This window comes from Mycobacterium sp. UNC410CL29Cvi84 (assembly GCF_000686745.1).
Lineage (GTDB): Bacteria > Actinomycetota > Actinomycetes > Mycobacteriales > Mycobacteriaceae > Mycobacterium > Mycobacterium mucogenicum_B.
In genome coordinates this window covers 37,951-55,541 of the sequence record NZ_JMLM01000027.1, presented here as the reverse complement: position 1 = coordinate 55,541, position 17,591 = coordinate 37,951, and the positions used below count along the sequence as shown (strand labels likewise).

Sequence of the window (17,591 nt, the reverse complement as noted above, 5' to 3'; positions counted from 1 at the left end):
TCGGGTGAATACCCGATCTATTCAGCCGCGCTGACCAGCCCGTGGCGCATGGCGAACATGGCGGCGGCGCCGCGGGTCGACACCCCGATCTTGGTGTAGATGTGTTCGACGTGGGTGCCGACGGTGCGCGGCGTGATCGAAAGGTGTTGGGCGATCTGCCGATTCGACGACCCACGGACCAGTAGCTCGAGCACCTCGAGTTCGCGGCCGGTCAGGCCGGCGACCAGCCGGGGACGGCGACCCGGCCGGCAGCCCGCGGCGGCGAGCACGGCGGCGACGGCTTCGGCATCGAGCCGTCCTGCCGTCACCTCGGCATGCATGGCCGCGGTGCGGTCGGCCGGTGCGAACGCCGTCCGGTGCGGGCGATCCTCGCCGAGCGCCTGGTAGACCGCGGCGGCGGCCAGCAGCCGCGCGGGCGCGGGAATGGCCGTGCCGGTCAGCCCGCGTGGGTAGCCGCTGCCGTCCATGCGTTCGTAGCCGGCCGCGGCGACCGCGCCGATTTCGCACAGCCGCGGTTGGCGGCACAGCACCCGTTCGGTGAGATAGGGGACGGTGCGGACGCGTTCGCGTTCGGCGACGGTCAAGGGCCCCGGCTTGTTCCAGATGCCCGTCGAGACGCCAATGGCTCCGATGCGATGCACCAGCGCCGCACGCTCAGCGAGGGCGACGTCGTCAGCACCGAGGCCGGCCGCTGTGGCCGCCGCCGCGGTGAGTTCGGCGACGCGGCGTGAATAGCCGAGGAACCAGGGCGATTTCAGGTCGGCATAGTCGGCGAAGACCCGCAGGACCGCGGTCAACTCAGCCTCCGGGACAGTGCGATCCAGCGGTGTGCAACCCCGGATCACCGAACCCCAGGCGTCGACGGTGTCGAGTCCCCCGAAGATCTCGTCCGGACGGCTGCAACACATGTCGACGAGTTCCGGGTCGAATTCGGTCCCCCGGCGGCTGCGCAGCATCTCCAGTGCCCCGTCGACACCGGCGGCGCGGTGGTGCACTTCGGCGTCGTCCGCGATGTGGACGACGCGCATCACCGGTTGGATCTCCGCACCCCGCGCCCGCCCCGGCACGCCCTTGCCGTCCCAGCGCTCGAAGGCGTCCAGCAGCGCGGTGCGCACCTCGGGCGGCAGGTCCAGGCGGTCGGCGATGTCGCTGGCCGTCTGACAGTGGCTGACAAAGAGTTTCGGCATATCGGCGACGCCCTGGGCCAGGAAGCGCCCGACCATGGTGATGCGCTGCAACGCCGGCTGCCCCTGTGCGAGGTGCCCGAGCAGAAACCGCGCCATGCCGGGGCCCGCCTTGTCCACTTGGTAGCTGTCGGCACGCATCTGGAGGTCGTCGGCGAACCAGTGCGCCAGCTCGTGCGAGTCGGCGACGCATCCCATCCAGGCCAGCAGCGACACGTAGAAGGCCGCGGCCTGATGCTCGGGTGCCATGCCTGCCGCGGCGGCCAGGCGCGTCGCGATGACCGTCTGGCGCAACACGTGCTCCTGCGGCTGCCCCAGTCCGAGATCGGTGGCCAGCGAGAGCGAGGCAATGAGCTCCGCCAGGCGCACTTCGGGCGTCTGGGTACCGGCCATCGGCTCAGCGTAGGTGCCGGGCGGCGTCAGGATCCGGTGTATTGCGCCAGTTCCCTGGCGATGGTGGCCTTCCTGAGCAGAAACCTGCCCTCATCCAACTTCTTTCGACGCAGCCAACCCGTCACCTCGGCGTTGCACTTGCTGGCATTGCAGGACCGGCAGGCGGGCACCACATTGTCGAGCGTGTACCGACCGCCGCGGGAAATGGGCTGCACGCAGTCCTTCTGCAGATCGGCGTCGTCCGCGCCGCAGTAGGCGCAGCCGCCCCAAATCTCTTGCAGGACAGCCCACTGCTGCGTCGTCAGGTCGTGGTCGACCTTCGCCATCCGACGTTTGCGACGTCTGGCGTAGACCGCGGCACGGCTTCGGGCAGGCACCGCCCGAGCCTAAGGCCGCCGACGGCCTCAGCCCTGCAGGCGGGCCCGCAAGCGGTCGGCGGTGTCGCGCACGGTGACGAGCTGCTCGGCAGCCCGAGCCAGTCCTCGAATGGAGCTTCCTACGTCCCGGAACAAGCAAACATCAAGCGGGGCGTGAGTACTCAGGACAACAATGGACCCATGGCTGACTTTGAGCCCCCAATGACGCTTCACGCGATGCGTGAACGGCTTGCGGCACAATCCCGCTGGGCCTCGGTGCACCAATCAATCGTGCTCCGCCGACAAGCTGATACCTCCTACTCCCATATCGTCGAGCGAAGGTCGGACGGAAGCCGTGTCCTCTCTTGGGATCCGAAGAGCAGCTTTGGAGAGGAGTTTTCTGAGGCGTGGAAGCACGCCGAACGCAAATTCGAAGAACGATTCGGCCGGAAGCCCGGACCAGACGATCCGATTCTCCCCTCGCCGTCCGCGGTAGAACCCGAGCCGATGTCAATCGATGAGTTGGACGCCGCCATCGACGAAGTCATCGAGGGCGCTGTGGAGGCCGGCCTCCGGACAGAGCCGCTGCTCGCATGGCGCAAACTCGGCTACATCGTGACGGAGATGAACATGCACCTATTCAGCCCGCAGGAGGTTCGAGATTTCCTAGACGTAGTGCAGCAGTTTGAGGCTGAGAACTACTCGAACCCGGAGTGACCAAAAGCCCTTTCATTGACGAGTCCATGCATTGCGGTCACCGCTAGCGTCTGCACCTCCAACCAATAGAGGACTTCCGGGTCTCCACTCGACCGGTATACCGCACGCAAGAACGTCTCCGCCACTTCATGTACGTCCCAAAGACAGTCAGTAGCAGGCTCCGCAAATCCGACCGGTCGGGGACCGAGAACGAGGTGCCCTGGAGTGTCCGTAGCGAGCGACTTGACAGTGCCAAGGTGCACCGCATGAACGTAGTGGCTGGCGGATCTATAGCGCCACTTGCGTTCGGTCTCATTGACACGTTCTTCGATCTCAGCGAATGTGATTGCCTTCCGTTTCCGCGGACGACCGCCTTCTTGATTGGCAAAGGCAGGCCAGGCCCAACCATTGACGAAACCCATTTCTTCACCGTGAGTTGCGATAACGCGAGCGTGTCGGCGGTCGAGTTCCGACCACAGAGCGCGGACCTCAGGATCTAGTTCATCGATCCGGTCGGCGCGTTCCTCGTCCTGACGTCGATGCATCTCGACGATGTGACTGAGCAGATAGCGTTGAGCGAGCGCGGCCGGACCTGCGGCGATGAACTTCGCGACGATCCCGAGTTCGTAGAGGGTCCGAGAGAGCGCCTGCGCTCCTGCGGGGTAGCCAGAAAACAGCAAGGTGAACACCTCATCGGCAACAAGCAGACTCCGCGCATGGATCTGCGCAAGCGCCTCGACGATCACCTTCGGGCGACCGCGGCGTCGCCACTTACCGATCGCGAAATTATTCACCTGCACGCCAACGGCGATGTACCCCTGCAGGATAGGAGCAAGCTCCTGGAAATTTCGCTGCACCGTCTCGATGATCGGTCGAGTGGCAGAATTCCGCGCAAATCCGAGCTGGAAAATATCCTCGAGCAATCCCTCATGCCGGCGGACAACGAACTGCTCCAGAGCCGGAACCGGATCGTCACGAAAGCCCGGGAATCGCTGCTCATAAGCAAGACTTCCAGTAATTCGCCGTCCGATACGTCGGAGGATCTCATTCTCGGACGCCTCCGAATCGACCCTATCCTTGCCATCTCCCGTCGGTTCCTCATCGGATTGCGCAGGGTAGTCACGATGCGTCTCAGAGCCTGGCCCTGATTCTCCATGAACTGGCTCTCCACGATGCCATTGGCTGTTAGCGAAGCAGGACACGATCCACGTCGCCTCCTCCATGTTGAGGATGATGCTGTCATTGAGCAGTGGCACGTTCTCCAGGAGTTCGTGAGGAATCAGCTCCTCATGTCGCTGGCTGCCGGGCAGCGCGAGGGATTCCATAGTGATCTCGATCGGGTACGGCTCGAGATCTTCGTGGATCAGCAGCGCGTGATCGGCACCGAACGGCTGGATGAACGCCATCCGCTCGCCAAAGATGTTCGGTGCATAGGCGACGTAGTCTCTCGGACCGATCGCGATGCCAGCCAATTCTTCAATGGCGTTGTGGATGTCCCGAGAACCATCGATGTAGCCCCGCATCTCCGCAACGAAGATCGGCAGGCTCGCTTCATTCAGCGGCGATTCATTTGAGACCGCAATCGAGCGAATCTCCTGCATCGTCAGCTTTGCATGACGGAGCTGCTTGCTCGCGTTGGCCCAGAAAAACGACCGCCTCTCTGGGTCATGAACGACGCATGCGACCGGAAGATTGCTCTCGACCCAGTTACTGCCGTGATGCCCCACAGGAACTCGATATCCGTGTGCGCTGCGAAGCGAACGTCCGCTCTTGACCTGGATAGAGACGATGTAGCCGGTGCGTTCCCGTCCATTGCCTAGTGTTACGCGCAGGTCTTCACCGAAGTCGCTGGCGCCGGGAACCTCTTCCACGATGTGCCCGTGTTCCTCGAGCAGTAGCCGGAGTGAGTTCACAGCATTACGGGACTTAACGTGCGAGGCGGAGATGCGGGGGTTCATCCGTCACATCTTCATTTATGCGGGCGCCCAACAGACCGCGATCAGGAATGCTGTCTGGCGCACCGGCGGAGAGCTGTCCGACAAAGTCGGTAGCTGGCGCTACGGCATTTCTCCTCGACCGACGACTATCGGTCGGCCACCGCGCCGAAAGAGAAGTTTGTCGTTGATATTTCGTGCTTTCGGATCAGCAGACGCCACATTCAACACAGGTAAGCAGCAGGCTACGAGGCCGCCCGAGCCTAAGGCCGCCGACGGCCTCAGCCCTGCAGGCGGGCCCGCAAGCGGTCGGCGGTGTCGCGCACGGTGACGAGCTGCTCGGCAACCCGAGCCGGCGACGTGCCGCCACGGGCATCACGCGAGTCGACCGAACCGGCGATGGTCAGCACGTCCCGCACCTCGGCGGTGAGTCCCGGATGGATGCCGGCCAGCTCGTCGGCGGCGAGTTCTTCCAGCCCGACTCCCCTGGCCTCGGCGGCCTTGACCGCCGCACCCGCTGCCTCATGCGCGACGCGGAACGGAATACCTTGGCGCACCATCCATTCCGCGATGTCGGTGGCCAGGGTGTAGCCGAGCGGCGCCAGCGCGGCCATCCGGTCAGTGTCGAAGGTCAGGGTGCCGACCAGGCCGGCCATTGCCGGCAGCAACAGCTGGAGCTGGGCGACCGAATCGAAGACCGGCTCCTTGTCCTCCTGCAGATCCCGGTTGTAGGCCAGCGGCTGGGCCTTGAGGGTGGCCAGCAGGCCGGCCAGGTTGCCGATCAGGCGGCCGGACTTGCCGCGGGCCAGTTCGGCGATGTCGGGATTCTTCTTCTGCGGCATGATCGAACTGCCGGTCGACCACGAGTCGTGCAGCTTGACATAGCCGAATTCCGTTGTGCTCCAAAGGATGATGTCCTCGGACAGCCGGGACAAATCCACGGCGATCATCGCGAACACGAACGCCGCCTCGGCGGCGAAGTCACGCGACGAAGTGGCGTCGATCGAATTGTCCGCAGCCGCAGCGAACCCCAGATCTGCCGCGATGGCATCGGGGTCCAGGCCCAGCGAGCTACCGGCGAGCGCGCCGGATCCGTACGGCGACACCGCCGCCCGCTTGTCCAGATCGAGCAGCCGGTCGGCGTCGCGCAGCAGCGGGTGCGCGTGCGCGAGAAGGTGGTGGGCCAACAGCACGGGTTGCGCCGACTGCAGGTGCGTCTTGCCGGGCATGATCGCCGTCGGGTACGCCGCAGCCTGGCCGGCCAGCGCGGCCGCCACATCGAGCACGCCGTTGCCGACGGCCTTGATGGCGTCGCGCAGCCACATGCGGAACAGCGTCGCCACCTGGTCGTTGCGAGACCGGCCCGCGCGCAGCCGACCACCGAGGTCCTCACCGACACGGTCGATCAGGCCGCGCTCCAGCGCACCGTGCACGTCCTCGTCCGTCGGCAGCGGCCCGAAGGACCCGTCGGCGACGTCGTTCCCCAGGCTGTCGAGCCCGGCCAACAGCCCATCGCGCTGCTCGTCGGTGAGCAGCCCGGCGTTGTGCAGCACGCGAGCGTGCGCCTTGGATGCCGTGACGTCATATGGCGCCAGCGCCCAGTCGAAGTGCGTCGACTTGCTCAGTGCGGCAAGCGCGTCGGACGGGCCGGAGGCAAACCGGCCACCCCACAGCGAACCTTCGTTGGTCCCACCGGTGCTCATTAACGTGCCCCTCGTCGAGTGCGAGCGGCCGCTTTTGTACAGCTGAACACGGTGTGTCGGTGTACAAACACGGCCGCTCGCGGGAAGTGGTTGTTACAGGCCCAGATCGCGCTTGGCGGAGATCTTGGAGCTCAGGCCGTGCAGCTGGACGAAGCCCTTGGCGGCGCTCTGGTCGAAGCTGTCGCCCTCGTCGTAGGTGGCGAGGTTGAAGTCGTAGAGCGACTCAGCCGAGCGACGGCCGTTGACGGTGATGTGACCGCCGTGCAGGACCAGGCGGATGTCGCCGGAGACGTGCTGCTGGGTGTGCTCGACGAACGCCTCCAACGAGGCCTTCAGCGGGCTGTACCAGAGACCGTCGTAGGTGAGCTCGCCCCACTTGCGGTCGACGCCGCGCTTGTAGCGGCCGAGCTCGCGCTCCAGGGTGACGTGCTCGAGCTCGGTGTGCGCGGTGATGAGCACCATGGCGCCCGGGGCCTCGTAGATTTCGCGAGACTTGATGCCGACGAGGCGATCCTCGACGACGTCCAGGCGGCCGACGCCCTGCGCACCGGCGCGGCTGTTGAGCTCCTGGATGATCTGCAGCACGCTCAGCGGGCGGCCGTCGATGGCGACCGGGCGGCCCTTGTCGAAGCTGATGATCAGCTCGTCGGGGGTGTTGAAGTGGACCGTCGGGTCCTCGGTGTAGTCGTAGACGTCCTTGGTCGGGGCGTTCCACAGGTCCTCGAGGAAGCCGGTCTCGACGGCGCGGCCCCACACGTTCTGGTCGATCGAGAACGGCGACTTCTTGGTGACGTTGATCGGGATGTCGTTCTCCTGCGCGAAGGCGATGGCCTTCTCGCGGGTCCAGGCGTAGTCGCGGACCGGAGCGATGACCTCCAGCTCGGGGGCCAGGGTGTTGAAGCCGACCTCGAAGCGGACCTGGTCGTTGCCCTTGCCGGTGCAGCCGTGCGCGACGACGGTGCCGCCGTGGCTGCGGGCGGCCTCGACGAGGTGCTTGACGATCAGCGGCCGCGAGATGGCCGACACCAGCGGGTACCGGTCCATGTACAGCGCGTTGGCCTTGATGGTCGGCAGGCAGTACTCGTCGGCGAACTCGTCGCGGGCGTCGACCACGACGGCCTCGACGGCGCCGCAGTCAATGGCACGCTGCCGGACAACCTCCATGTCCTCGCCGCCCTGGCCCAGGTCGATGGCCACGGCAACGACTTCCTTGCCGGTCTCCTTGCCGATCCAGCTGATCGCGACCGAAGTGTCCAGACCGCCGGAATACGCCAGGATGACGCGCTCGGACATGTGTCAATCTCCTTGTTCTCGTACTGCTACAGGTTCTCGAAGGTGGCGGCGAGCTCAGCGCCGCTCATCGGTTCGCGGGCGACGACGAAAATGGTGTCATCACCGGCAATCGTGCCCACAACATAAGGCAGAGCCGCCCGATCTATTGCACTGGCCAGGTACTGCGCCGCCCCAGGTGGCGTACGTAACACCGCCAGGTTGGCGCTGGCGTCGGTGGACACCAGCAACTCGCCCAGCAGCCGAGACAACCGCTCGGTGCCGCCGGACACGCCTTTGACGGGACTGCCGTCCTCGGGGACGACGTAGACGCCGGTGCCGCCGTCGGCGCCCCTAAGCTTGACCGCACCCAGTTCCTCCAGGTCGCGCGACAGCGTGGCCTGGGTGACCTCGATGCCCTCGGCGGCGAGCAGGGCCGCGAGTTCGGTCTGGCTGCGCACCGGGTTCGACGACAGCAGCGCCACGATGCGCGACTGCCGTCCGGCCCGGGTCGGCGCTGTCATCGGCCGTTACGTTCCAGCAGCCACACCAACATGGCCTTCTGGGCGTGCAGGCGGTTCTCGGCCTCGTCGAACACCGCGCTCTGCGGGCCGTCGATCACCTCGTCGGTGATCTCGTCCCCACGGTGCGCCGGCAGGCAGTGCAGCACGACGGCGTCGTCTGCCGCCCGGCCGAGCAGCGCGGTGTTGACCTGGAACGGACGGAACGGCCGCACGCGGTCCAGGCCGTCGTTCTCCTGGCCCATCGAGGTCCAGGTGTCGGTGACGAGGACGTCGGCGCCGTCGGCCGCGGCCTGCGGGTCCGTGGTGACGGTGACGGTCGCGCCCGTCTCCGCCGCGCGCTTCTTGGCCGCCTCGACGAACTGCGGGTCGGGCTCGAACCCCTTCGGCGCGGCGATGGTCACGTTGATGCCCGCGGTCACGCCGCCGACCATCAGCGAGTGCGCCATGTTGTTGGCGCCGTCGCCGAGGTACGACATGTTGAGCCCGGCCAGCTTGCCCTTGCGCTCGGCGATGGTCTGCAGATCGGCCAGCACCTGGCAGGGGTGGAACTCGTCGGACAACGCATTGACGATCGGGACGGTCGCGCCCGACGCCATGGCGGTCAGGCGTTCCTGCGCGAAGGTACGCCAGACGATGCCGTCGACGTAGCGCGACAACACGGCACCGGTGTCCTCGAGCGTCTCCTCGCGACCCAGCTGGGTACTGCGGCCGTCGACGACGACGGCGTGCCCGCCGAGCTGGGCGATACCCATCTCGAACGAGAAGCGGGTGCGGGTGGAGTTCTTCTCGAAGATGACGGCGATGCCCCGCGGACCCTCGAGCGGCCGACGGCTGAACGGCGCCTTCTTGAGTTCGGCGGCGAGCGCCAGGACCTCGGCCTGCTCCTCGGGGGTCAGGTCGTCGTCACGGAGGAAATGGCGGATCACTGGGACTCCCCTGCTGCGGTGTCGAGAACGGTGGGTAGAGCGGTCAGGAACGCGTCGATCTGCGCGTCGGTGATGACCAGCGGCGGTGCGAGCCGCACGACGTCCGCGGCCGCGGCGTTGACGAGGAAACCCGCGTCGCGCGCGGCGTTTTCGACGGCCTTGGCCTGCGGCGCGGTCAGGACGACGCCGAGCAGCAGCCCGCGGCCCCGCACGTGATCGACCAGTGGGTGGCCCAGTTCCTCGATGCCGTGCGCCAGCGTCTTGCCCGCGGCGTCGGCGCGGTGCACGAGATCGTCGTCGGCCAGCGTCTTGACGACCGCCAGGCCCGCGGCGGTGCACACCGGGTTACCGCCGAAGGTGCTGCCGTGCATGCCCGGCTGCAGCAGGTCGGCTGCCGCCCCGATGGCGATGCAGGCGCCGATGGGCAGGCCGCCGCCGAGCCCCTTGGCCAGCGTGATGACGTCGGGCGTGATGCCGTCGTGCTGATGGGCGTAGAAGGCGCCCGTCCGGCCGATGCCGGTCTGCACCTCGTCGAGCACCAGCAGCGCACCGTGTTTCGCGGTGAGCTCCCGCGCCTTGGCCAGGTAGCCGGCGGGCGGGGTGACGACGCCGCCCTCGCCCATGATCGGTTCGAGGAACACGGCCGCGGTCTCGTCGGTGACGGCCGCTTCGAGCGCGTCGACGTCGCCGTACGGCACGTGGGTGACATCACCGGGCAGCGGCAGGAACGGCTCCTGCTTGCCGGGCTGGCCCGTCAGCGCCAGCGACCCCATGGTGCGGCCGTGGAAGGCACCTTGGGCCGCAACGATTTTGGTGCGGCCGGTGAGCCGGCTGATTTTGAAAGCGGCTTCGTTGGCCTCGGCACCGGAGTTGCAGAAGAACACCCGGGCCGGGGCACCCAACTGCGCCACGAGGGCCTCGGCGAGCGCGATACCCGGTTCGGTGGCATACAGATTCGAAGTGTGCCCCAACGTGTTCAGCTGGGTGGTGACCGCCTCGATCACCGCGGGATGCCGGTGGCCCAGCACGTTGACCGCGATGCCGGCCAGGAAGTCGACGTAGCTCTTGCCGTCGGCGTCGGTCACCACGGCGCCGTCGCCGCTGACCAGGGCGACCGGCGGCGTGCCGTAGTTGTTGGTCATCACTGCCTGCCAACGGGCTTGCATTGCTTCGGTTTCCTTCATGCGGGTGATACGACCTTGGTTCCGGTGCCCTCGTCGGTGAACAGTTCGACGAGGACGCAGTGTTCGACGCGGCCGTCGATGACGTGCGCGCTCGGGACGCCGTTCTGCACGGCGCGCAGGCATGCCTCGATCTTGGGCACCATGCCGGATTCGAGCTTGGGCAGCAGTTGCGCCAGTGCGGCCGTGTCGATTTCGGTGACCAGCGAGTTGCGGTCCGGCCAGTCGGTGTACAGGCCTTCGACGTCGGTGAGCATCAGCAGCTTCTCGGCGCCGAGCGCCTCGGCCACGGCGGCAGCGGCGGTGTCGGCGTTGATGTTGTGCACCACGCCGTCGGCGTCGGGAGCGATGGTGGACACCACCGGAATCCGGCCCGCATCAATGAGATCCAGGATGGCGTCGGCGTTGACGTGCTCGACGTCGCCGACCAGTCCGATGTCGGTGGGAACCCCGTCGACCGTCACGCTGCGCCGCACCGCGGTGAACAGCTGCGCGTCCTCACCGGTGATGCCGACGGCGTAGGGGCCGTGGGCGTTGATCAGCCCGACCAGCTCGCGGCCGACCTGCCCGAACAGCACCATGCGCGCGACCTCGAGGACCTCCGGTGTGGTGACCCGGAAGCCGCCCTTGAAATCACCTTCGATACCAAGGTGTTTCAGCATGGCGCTGATCTGCGGACCGCCGCCGTGCACGACGACGGGCTGGATGCCGCAGTTGCGCAGGAACGCCATGTCGGCGGCGAAGGCCGCCTTGAGGGTGTCGTCGGTCATGGCGTTGCCGCCGTACTTCACCACGACGATCTTGCCGTGCAGTTGCTTGAGCCACGGCAGGGCCTCGGCAAGGACTGCGGCTTTGACTGCAGTGGTGAGCCCGGCGGTGCTCACGAGCTGTACGCCGAGTTCTCTTCGACGTACGCGTGTGACAGGTCGGTGGTCCGGATGGTCGCCTCGTGCTCGCCGATCTTCAGGTCGACAATGACCTCGATGTCGGCGCCCGACAGGTCGACGTCGCGGGCACCCGGCGCACCGGCGCCGTCGATGCACACCGCGGAACCGTTGAACGACACGCTGATTCGGTCGGCGATCAGTTCGATGGGCGCGATGCCGATCGCGGCCAGGACCCGGCCCCAGTTGGGGTCGGACCCGAACAGCGCGGTCTTCACGAGGCTGTCGCGCGCGAGCGCCCGCGCACCCACGAGGGCGTCGTCCTCAGTGGCCGCGCCCTTGACGGTGATCGCGATGCGCTTGGTGACGCCCTCGGCGTCGGCCTGCAGTTGCGCGCACAGATCGTCGCAAACCGCCAGGACGGCCTCGTCCAATTCGCTCTGGCTGGGCCGGATTTCACTGGCCCCGGACGACAGCAGCAGCACGGTGTCGTTGGTGGAGCAGCTGCCGTCGATGTCGAGCCGGTCGAACGTCTTGCCGGCGGCGTTCTTCAGTGCCAGTTTGAGCGCCTCGGCGTCCGCGACGGCATCGGTGGTGATGACCACCAGCATGGTCGCGAGCGACGGGGCCATCATGCCGGCACCCTTGGCCATGGCACCGACGGTCCACTTGCCCGGATGGTGCAGCGCAACCTGTTTCGGCACCGTGTCGGTGGTCATGATGGCCCGCGCGGCCTCGTCACCGCCGGAGAGGCCACCGGCCATCTCGTGCACGATCTCGGTGACGCCGGCGAGCACCTTGTCCATCGGGAGCCGGTCACCGATCAGCCCGGTCGAGCACACCGCGACCTCGATGGCACCGGTCTCGGTACCCCAGTCGCTGAGTGCCGCGGCGACGGCCTCGGCCGTCTGGTGCGTGTCCTGGAAACCGCCCGGACCGGTACAGGCATTGGCGCCACCGGAATTCAGGATCACCGTCCGCAACCGGCCGGACTTGAGAACCTGCTCGCTCCACTGCACGGGGGCGGCCCGCACCTTGTTGCGGGTGAACACCCCGGCCGCCGACAGATCGGGGCCTTCGTTGAAAACCAGGGCCAGGTCCGGTTTCCCGGAAGCCTTGATGCCGGCGGCGATTCCGGCTGCCCGGAAGCCTTCGGGCGCGGTGACGCCCTGGTTGCGATGCAGGGACGGGGTCGGCGAGGTTGAAGTCACGGTGCTACTCCCACGGTGGATAGTCCTTCGGTTTCCGGCCAGCCGAGCGCGATGTTCATGGACTGTACTGCCGCGCCGCCGGTGCCCTTGGTCAGGTTGTCGATGGCGCACAGGGCGACGAGAGTCCTCGCATCCTCGTCGACGGCGACGGCGATCTGCGCGGCGTTGCTGCCGATGACCGAACCGGTCTTGGGCAGCTGCCCTTCCGGCAACAGGTAGATGAACGGCTCACTGGCGTAGGCCTTTTCGTACGCGGCCCGGATCTCCTCGACGGTCGCGGTGGTGCGCGCGGTGCAGGTGGCCAGGATGCCGCGCGACGTGGGGATCAGCACCGGGGTGAACGACACCGTCACGTCCTTGTCGGTGACGGCACGCAGGCCCTGCGCGATCTCCGGGGTGTGCCGGTGCGCGCCGCCGACGTTGTAGGCCCGGGCCGAGCCGATGACCTCGGCAGCCGACAGGTCGACCTTGGCCGACTTGCCGGCACCCGAGGTGCCACTGACCGCCACCACGGTGACGTTGGGTTCGACGAGCCCAGCGGCGACGGCAGGCACCAAGGCCAGCAGGGCCGAGGTCGGGTAACAGCCCGGTACCGCAATACGTTTCGTGCCGACCAGCTTGTCGCGACCGCCGGGCAGCTCGGGCAGACCGTACGGCCAGCTGCCGGCGTGCTCGGAGCCGTAGAACTTCTCCCACGCGGCGGCATCGGTGAGCCGGAAGTCGGCGCCGCAGTCGACGATCAGGGTGTCCGGGCCGAGTTGCTGCGCGAGCGCGGCCGAATGTCCGTGCGGCAGACCCAGAAACACGACGTCATGCCCGGCGAGGACGTCGACCTCGGTGGGCTGCAGCACCTGCTGCGCGATAGGCAGCAGGTGCGGGTGGTGGTCACCGACCGTGGTTCCGGCATTACCCGCGGCGGTCAGGGCACCGATGGTGAGGCGACCGTCCGCATAGGCCGGATGGCCCAGCAGAAGCCGCAGAATCTCGCCGCCGGCATACCCACTGGCGCCGGCCACTGCCACAGAAGTCATGACCCGATTCTGCATGGTTATGCATCAACTTGCAAACCAATTAGCGTTGCGGGTGGCGTCCGGTGAACGCGACCAAACGATCCATCGCTTCGGCGTCGGTGGTGATCGCCACCGGCTGTTCGAATCCCGCAGTACGCCGGCTGTCCGGGGTAATGATGCGATGCGCAAGAGAGAGCACGAAGTCGGCGTGCGCAGCTGTGATCGGCAGCGGGCGCGCCAGGGCCTGCGCGAAGTCCCAACCGTGTACCACCAACTCGACCGACAACACACCCAACGCAAGATGCGCGGGCATGACCCTGCCGGCGAACACCGCGTCGCCACTCGTGCCTCGTCTGCGCCAGGCCTCGATCACCGAAGTCGCAGCCTGCGAGATGCGCGCCTCGACGTCCAGGTTCGGGCTGACGAACACGTGCGCGCCGGCGGCGTCGCCCACCATCGTCACAGTCCCCACCAGGTGGTCCGCCAGCTCGGCGACATCGAATCCCGGGCACGGAGTCGGCAAACGCAGGTTCTCGCCGACAGCGGCGGCAAGTACCGGGCCAACTGCGTTCAATGCCGTTTCAGCGCTCGACAGCTCGTTCACAAGAGGCGATTCTTGCCTTGCCTCGCTGCGCCCGGCATCAGCAATCTGACTGCGGGTCCACGCTGCCGGCCCGCGTCGACCTGGACAATTCACCTGGAGGCGCGTCGCGTCGGTGGCGCGCCAAACGACGGTCACCGTGCGGATACCGCAAACCGGGCCGAGTTGGTGTCCTGATTCGGTGACGACGTATCGGGCGCCGGCAGGTCGGCGACCGCGTCGGCCGGATGAGGTCTGGGCGCGCCCGGTTTCGCGTGGTGCTCGATATCGCCACCCCCGCGTAATCCGCTCTACAGAAAGGGAAATTCATCCATGTTCGCCACCTACCGCAGCGTCGAGGTCACTGAGCCCGGCGGTGCAATCACACTCACGGATCGGCCGGTGCTCGAGCCCGCCGACGGCGAGGTGCGAGTCCGTGTCGAAGCCTGCGGCGTGTGTCATTCCGACTCGCAGATCGCCGCGGGTTACCTGCCCGGCACGGTCTTTCCGGTGACGCCAGGCCACGAGGTCGCCGGCCACATCGAGGCGGTCGGCCCCGGAGTGCTCGACTGGCAGGTCGGCGACCGAGTCACGGTCGGCTGGTTCGGGTACTACTGCGGGAGCTGTTTCCGCTGTCGGCGTGGCGATTTCGTGCACTGTGTGCGCTCGAAGGTGACCGGGGCCGGGTTTCCCGGCGGCTACGCCGAAATGCTGCTCGTGCACCAGTCCGGACTGGCGCGCATTCCAGACGCCCTCACCGCCGTCGACGCTGCCCCACTCGCGTGTGCCGGAGTGACGATGTTCAATTCGCTGCGCCACAGCGGCGCACGCCCCGGCGATGTGGTGGCCGTGTTGGGTATCGGCGGACTGGGTCACCTGGGCGTGCAGTTCGCCGCCCACATGGGATTCCGGACGGTGGCCATAGCGCGCGGTGCCGAAAAGGCCGATATGGCTTACCAATTGGGCGCCCACCATTACATCGACTCGACCGCCACCGACGTGGCCGCCGAACTGCGCAAGCTCGGTGGTGCGCGGGTGGTGGCGGCGACGGCCACCAATCGGGCCGCGATCAGCGTCGCCGGCGACGGCCTCGCTCCACACGGTGAGGTACTCACGCTTGCCGTGCTCGCTGAACCACTCGACATCACACCGCTGCAACTGATCAACAGTTCGGGCACGATTCACGGACATCCCGCCGGCACCTCAGCAGATACTGAAGACACCCTGGAATTCGCTGCCCTGCACGGTATCCGGCCGTGGGTTGAACCGATGCCGTTGCGGGAAGCGGCCACCGGATACGACCGGATGATGCGCAACGAAGCGCGTTTTCGGGTGGTCCTGACGATGACCGACGCTGAATAAGCGGTCGCGGCGACGCCTCAGGTGGTCGTCCGGAAAAATGCGCTCAGGCCAATAGTCCCAGCAGTTGGTTGAAGCACTCCGACATCGAAGGGTGGGTGTAGATCTCGTCGCGCAGTGCGCCTGCGGTGATACCGTGCCGCATCGCCAATGCGACGATGTTGATCACTTCGTGGGCGTCATGGCACCACAGTGTGGCGCCGAGGATCTCGTCGGTGGTGGCGTCAACGACAACCTTCATCATTCCCTCGGCCTGTTCGACTATGCGTGCACGGGCCACGGTTGCGAGATTTGCCACCGGACTTGCGGCGACGAGTACGTCGTAACCCGCACTGCGCGCCTGCGACTCAGTCAAACCCACCCGTGCCAGCGGCGGGGTGAGGAAAAGACAGGTGGGTACCGCCGTGCGTTGCGACGCCCGTCGCGGCTCATCGACCCCGGACAGTTGGTCGGCGACGATGCGATAGTCATCGAGTGAGATATAGGTGAACTGCGGCCCCCCGGTGACGTCACCGACGGCGAAGATGTGGGGCACGCTGGTGCGACGGTGGTCATCGACGACCACGGCACCCTTGTCGGTGGTCTGTACGCCCGCCCGGTCGAGGCGCAGGGCGCTCGTGTTCGGCATGCGGCCGAGCGCGACCAAGACCGTGTCGGCGTCCACACTGACCGATTGTCCATCGCTCAGGTACTGGACGCGAGCCATCGGCGCGGCTCCGGGACGGAGGACCGTCTGCACGTCAACGACGTCGGCACCGGTTTGGATGTCCACGCCGCGCGCGGCCAGCAGTGAGCGTGCCAGGTCCGCGATGTCTGGTTCCTCGCCTGCGAGTACCGCCGGATGCTGCTCAAGTATGGTGACCGAGCAGCCGAACGCGGCATACATCGACGCGAATTCCAGCCCGATGAATCCGCCCCCGAGAACGACCAGGCGTTCGGGGCGTGCGGTCTGGTGCAACAGCTCGACGTTCGTCACAGCGACCGGGCAATCAGCCAGCCCGGGTATGTCTGTGGTGCCGGCGCGTGCCCCGGTTCCGATGACAATCTGGCGGGCGCTGACCGTCACGGCACCTGCATCGCTGCCGACCTGCACCGTGTTGGCATCGAGGAACGTCGCGGTGCCGATGAGCACCGTGACTGACGGAATGCTCTCGAGTGCAGCAAGATTGGCTGAGCGCAGACCTGCAGTCAACCGCTCGGTCGCGGCAACCGCTGCGGCATAAGCCAATTCGCCCGACAGGTGGGGCGCTGTGTGCTTCTCACCCTGATAGACCATCGATTTCGTCGGCACGCAACCGGTGTTGATACAGGTGCCACCGAACATCTGCGCCGACTGTTCGACCAGGACCACCCGTTGTCCTGCCCGGCCGACGTCGCCGGCCAGCGTCTTGCCGCCTTTACCGAAACCAATGACGAGGAGGTCAGCCTCGATCGCTGTGCTTTCCACGATGTGCGTCATGCGAGGGTCAGCACCACCTTGCCGGTCGCGGCGCGGTGGGACTGCGCCTGCCCGGCCTGCTCCAGCGGGAAGGTTGCCCCGATCGTCGGAACCAGCGCGCCGCGGCCGGCCAGCTCGGCCAGGGCTGTCATCCCGAGGCGGTCGGCCTCGACGAGCAACTCGGCCGGCCGAATACCGCGGGCAACGGCATCGGCGGTGACCGCAGTCAGGGACTGCGGTTGCGTCGACACCAGCAAGCCGCCGGGTTTGAGCACCTGCAGCGCCTTCGCCGGATAGTCGTGCCCGATGAGGTCGAACACCACATCCACATCGCTGATAAATGCCGTGAAATCGGTTGTGGTGTAGTCGATCACCTCATCTGCACCGAGGCCGGCGACGATCTCGACCTTGTCGGGTGCCACCAGCCCGATGACGTAAGCGCCGTAGGCTTTGGCGATCTGCACGGCCAGATGCCCCACCCCGCCGGCCGCGGCGGTGATCAGCACCCGACTACTCTCGCCGATACCGGCGGTGTCCACCAGCGCCTGCCAGGCCGTCAGCCCGGCCAGCGGCAACGCGGCAGCCTGAATGTGGTTCAAGTTGACCGGTTTTCGCACGAACACCCGGGTTGGTGCGACGACGTATTCGGCGTAGGCACCATGACCCTGCGGGAACGGCAACAGGCCGAACACGTCGTCACCCGGCTGGTACAGGGTGACACCGGTACCGACGGCCTCGACGGTACCCGACACATCCCAGCCGAGAACGAACGGTGCCGCCCCGACCAAGACCCCGCTCCGACGGTTCATCGCGTCGACCGGGTTCACTCCGGCGGCCTGCACCCGAACCAGGATCTGCCCGATCCCCGGTGTGGGACGGTCGATCTCGACGAGCTGCAGCACCTCGGGGCCGCCGAGTTCGTGCTGGCTGATGGCTCTCATGC

16 protein-coding genes are annotated in these 17,591 nt (G+C 66.7%); 2 read left to right on the top strand and 14 right to left on the bottom strand.

Translation table 11 applies throughout. The annotated features are described in order from the left end of the window. Positions 1–17: 17 nt before the first annotated feature. Together BR47_RS0126580 and BR47_RS0126575 are read right to left on the bottom strand one after the other, a co-directional pair. On the bottom strand, positions 18–1,577 hold the full coding sequence (locus BR47_RS0126580) for an HD domain-containing phosphohydrolase (protein ID WP_029121352.1): 1,560 nt from the start codon (positions 1,575–1,577) through the stop codon (positions 18–20). A 26-nt stretch (positions 1,578–1,603) separates the two neighbouring features. Continuing rightward, positions 1,604–1,903 (bottom strand): HNH endonuclease, encoded by a 300-nt coding sequence (locus BR47_RS0126575; protein ID WP_020103340.1) that lies wholly within the window; start codon positions 1,901–1,903, stop codon positions 1,604–1,606. Positions 1,904–2,134: 231 nt separating this feature from the next. Here BR47_RS0126575 and BR47_RS33360 point away from each other — a divergent pair, with 231 nt between their 5' ends. Continuing rightward, complete coding sequence (locus tag BR47_RS33360; protein WP_141772323.1) at positions 2,135–2,650, top strand: hypothetical protein; 516 nt, start codon at positions 2,135–2,137, stop codon at positions 2,648–2,650. Here the strand turns inward: BR47_RS33360 and BR47_RS32315 are convergent. The 10 genes from BR47_RS32315 to BR47_RS0126520 all read right to left on the bottom strand — a co-directional run bounded on the left by BR47_RS32315 (position 2,632) and on the right by BR47_RS0126520 (position 14,010). Next, a complete protein-coding gene (locus tag BR47_RS32315) occupies positions 2,632–4,587 on the bottom strand; it encodes a DUF5677 domain-containing protein (protein WP_081831411.1) in 1,956 nt (651 codons plus the stop codon). The two genes, BR47_RS33360 and BR47_RS32315, sit on opposite strands and share 19 nt — an antisense overlap. Positions 4,588–4,844: 257 nt before the next feature. Next, positions 4,845–6,266 (bottom strand): argininosuccinate lyase, encoded by a 1,422-nt coding sequence (gene argH / locus BR47_RS0126560; RefSeq protein ID WP_029121350.1) that lies wholly within the window; start codon positions 6,264–6,266, stop codon positions 4,845–4,847. A 93-nt stretch (positions 6,267–6,359) separates the two neighbouring features. After that, positions 6,360–7,559 (bottom strand): argininosuccinate synthase, encoded by a 1,200-nt coding sequence (locus tag BR47_RS0126555; protein WP_029121349.1) that lies wholly within the window; start codon positions 7,557–7,559, stop codon positions 6,360–6,362. 26 nt (positions 7,560–7,585) lie between these two features. Continuing rightward, positions 7,586–8,059 (bottom strand): arginine repressor, encoded by a 474-nt coding sequence (locus BR47_RS0126550; RefSeq protein ID WP_029121348.1) that lies wholly within the window; start codon positions 8,057–8,059, stop codon positions 7,586–7,588. Then, positions 8,056–8,985 carry an ornithine carbamoyltransferase gene (gene argF, locus BR47_RS0126545; protein ID WP_020103336.1) on the bottom strand — a complete coding sequence of 310 codons (930 nt, stop codon included), beginning with the start codon at positions 8,983–8,985 and terminating at the stop codon, positions 8,056–8,058. Before argF ends, BR47_RS0126550 begins: the two co-directional genes overlap by 4 nt. Next, positions 8,982–10,169 (bottom strand): acetylornithine transaminase, encoded by a 1,188-nt coding sequence (locus BR47_RS0126540; protein ID WP_029121347.1) that lies wholly within the window; start codon positions 10,167–10,169, stop codon positions 8,982–8,984. The genes argF and BR47_RS0126540 overlap by 4 nt, the downstream gene beginning before the upstream one ends. Then, positions 10,166–11,050, bottom strand: coding sequence for an acetylglutamate kinase (gene argB, locus BR47_RS0126535; RefSeq protein WP_029121346.1), 885 nt, complete (start codon positions 11,048–11,050; stop codon positions 10,166–10,168). The genes BR47_RS0126540 and argB overlap by 4 nt, the downstream gene beginning before the upstream one ends. Beyond that, on the bottom strand, positions 11,047–12,261 hold the full coding sequence (argJ, locus tag BR47_RS0126530) for a bifunctional glutamate N-acetyltransferase/amino-acid acetyltransferase ArgJ (RefSeq protein ID WP_029121345.1): 1,215 nt from the start codon (positions 12,259–12,261) through the stop codon (positions 11,047–11,049). The genes argB and argJ overlap by 4 nt, the downstream gene beginning before the upstream one ends. Next, a complete protein-coding gene (gene argC, locus BR47_RS0126525; protein ID WP_177127435.1) occupies positions 12,258–13,307 on the bottom strand; it encodes an N-acetyl-gamma-glutamyl-phosphate reductase in 1,050 nt (349 codons plus the stop codon). Before argC ends, argJ begins: the two co-directional genes overlap by 4 nt. A gap of 25 nt (positions 13,308–13,332) precedes the next feature. Next, positions 13,333–14,010, bottom strand: a complete 678-nt coding sequence (locus BR47_RS0126520; protein ID WP_231506790.1) for a TIGR03086 family metal-binding protein — start codon at positions 14,008–14,010, stop codon at positions 13,333–13,335. A gap of 174 nt (positions 14,011–14,184) precedes the next feature. On the opposite strand from BR47_RS0126520, the gene BR47_RS0126515 reads away from it, so the two are divergent. After that, positions 14,185–15,213 (top strand): alcohol dehydrogenase, encoded by a 1,029-nt coding sequence (locus BR47_RS0126515; protein ID WP_029121342.1) that lies wholly within the window; start codon positions 14,185–14,187, stop codon positions 15,211–15,213. 43 nt (positions 15,214–15,256) lie between these two features. On the opposite strand, the gene BR47_RS0126510 is transcribed toward BR47_RS0126515, so the two are convergent. Together BR47_RS0126510 and BR47_RS0126505 are read right to left on the bottom strand one after the other, a co-directional pair. Then, positions 15,257–16,669, bottom strand: coding sequence for a dihydrolipoyl dehydrogenase family protein (locus tag BR47_RS0126510; protein WP_036427837.1), 1,413 nt, complete (start codon positions 16,667–16,669; stop codon positions 15,257–15,259). Further along, positions 16,666–17,589, bottom strand: a complete 924-nt coding sequence (locus BR47_RS0126505; RefSeq protein WP_225433779.1) for an NADP-dependent oxidoreductase — start codon at positions 17,587–17,589, stop codon at positions 16,666–16,668. The genes BR47_RS0126510 and BR47_RS0126505 overlap by 4 nt, the downstream gene beginning before the upstream one ends. Positions 17,590–17,591 lie beyond the last annotated feature (2 nt).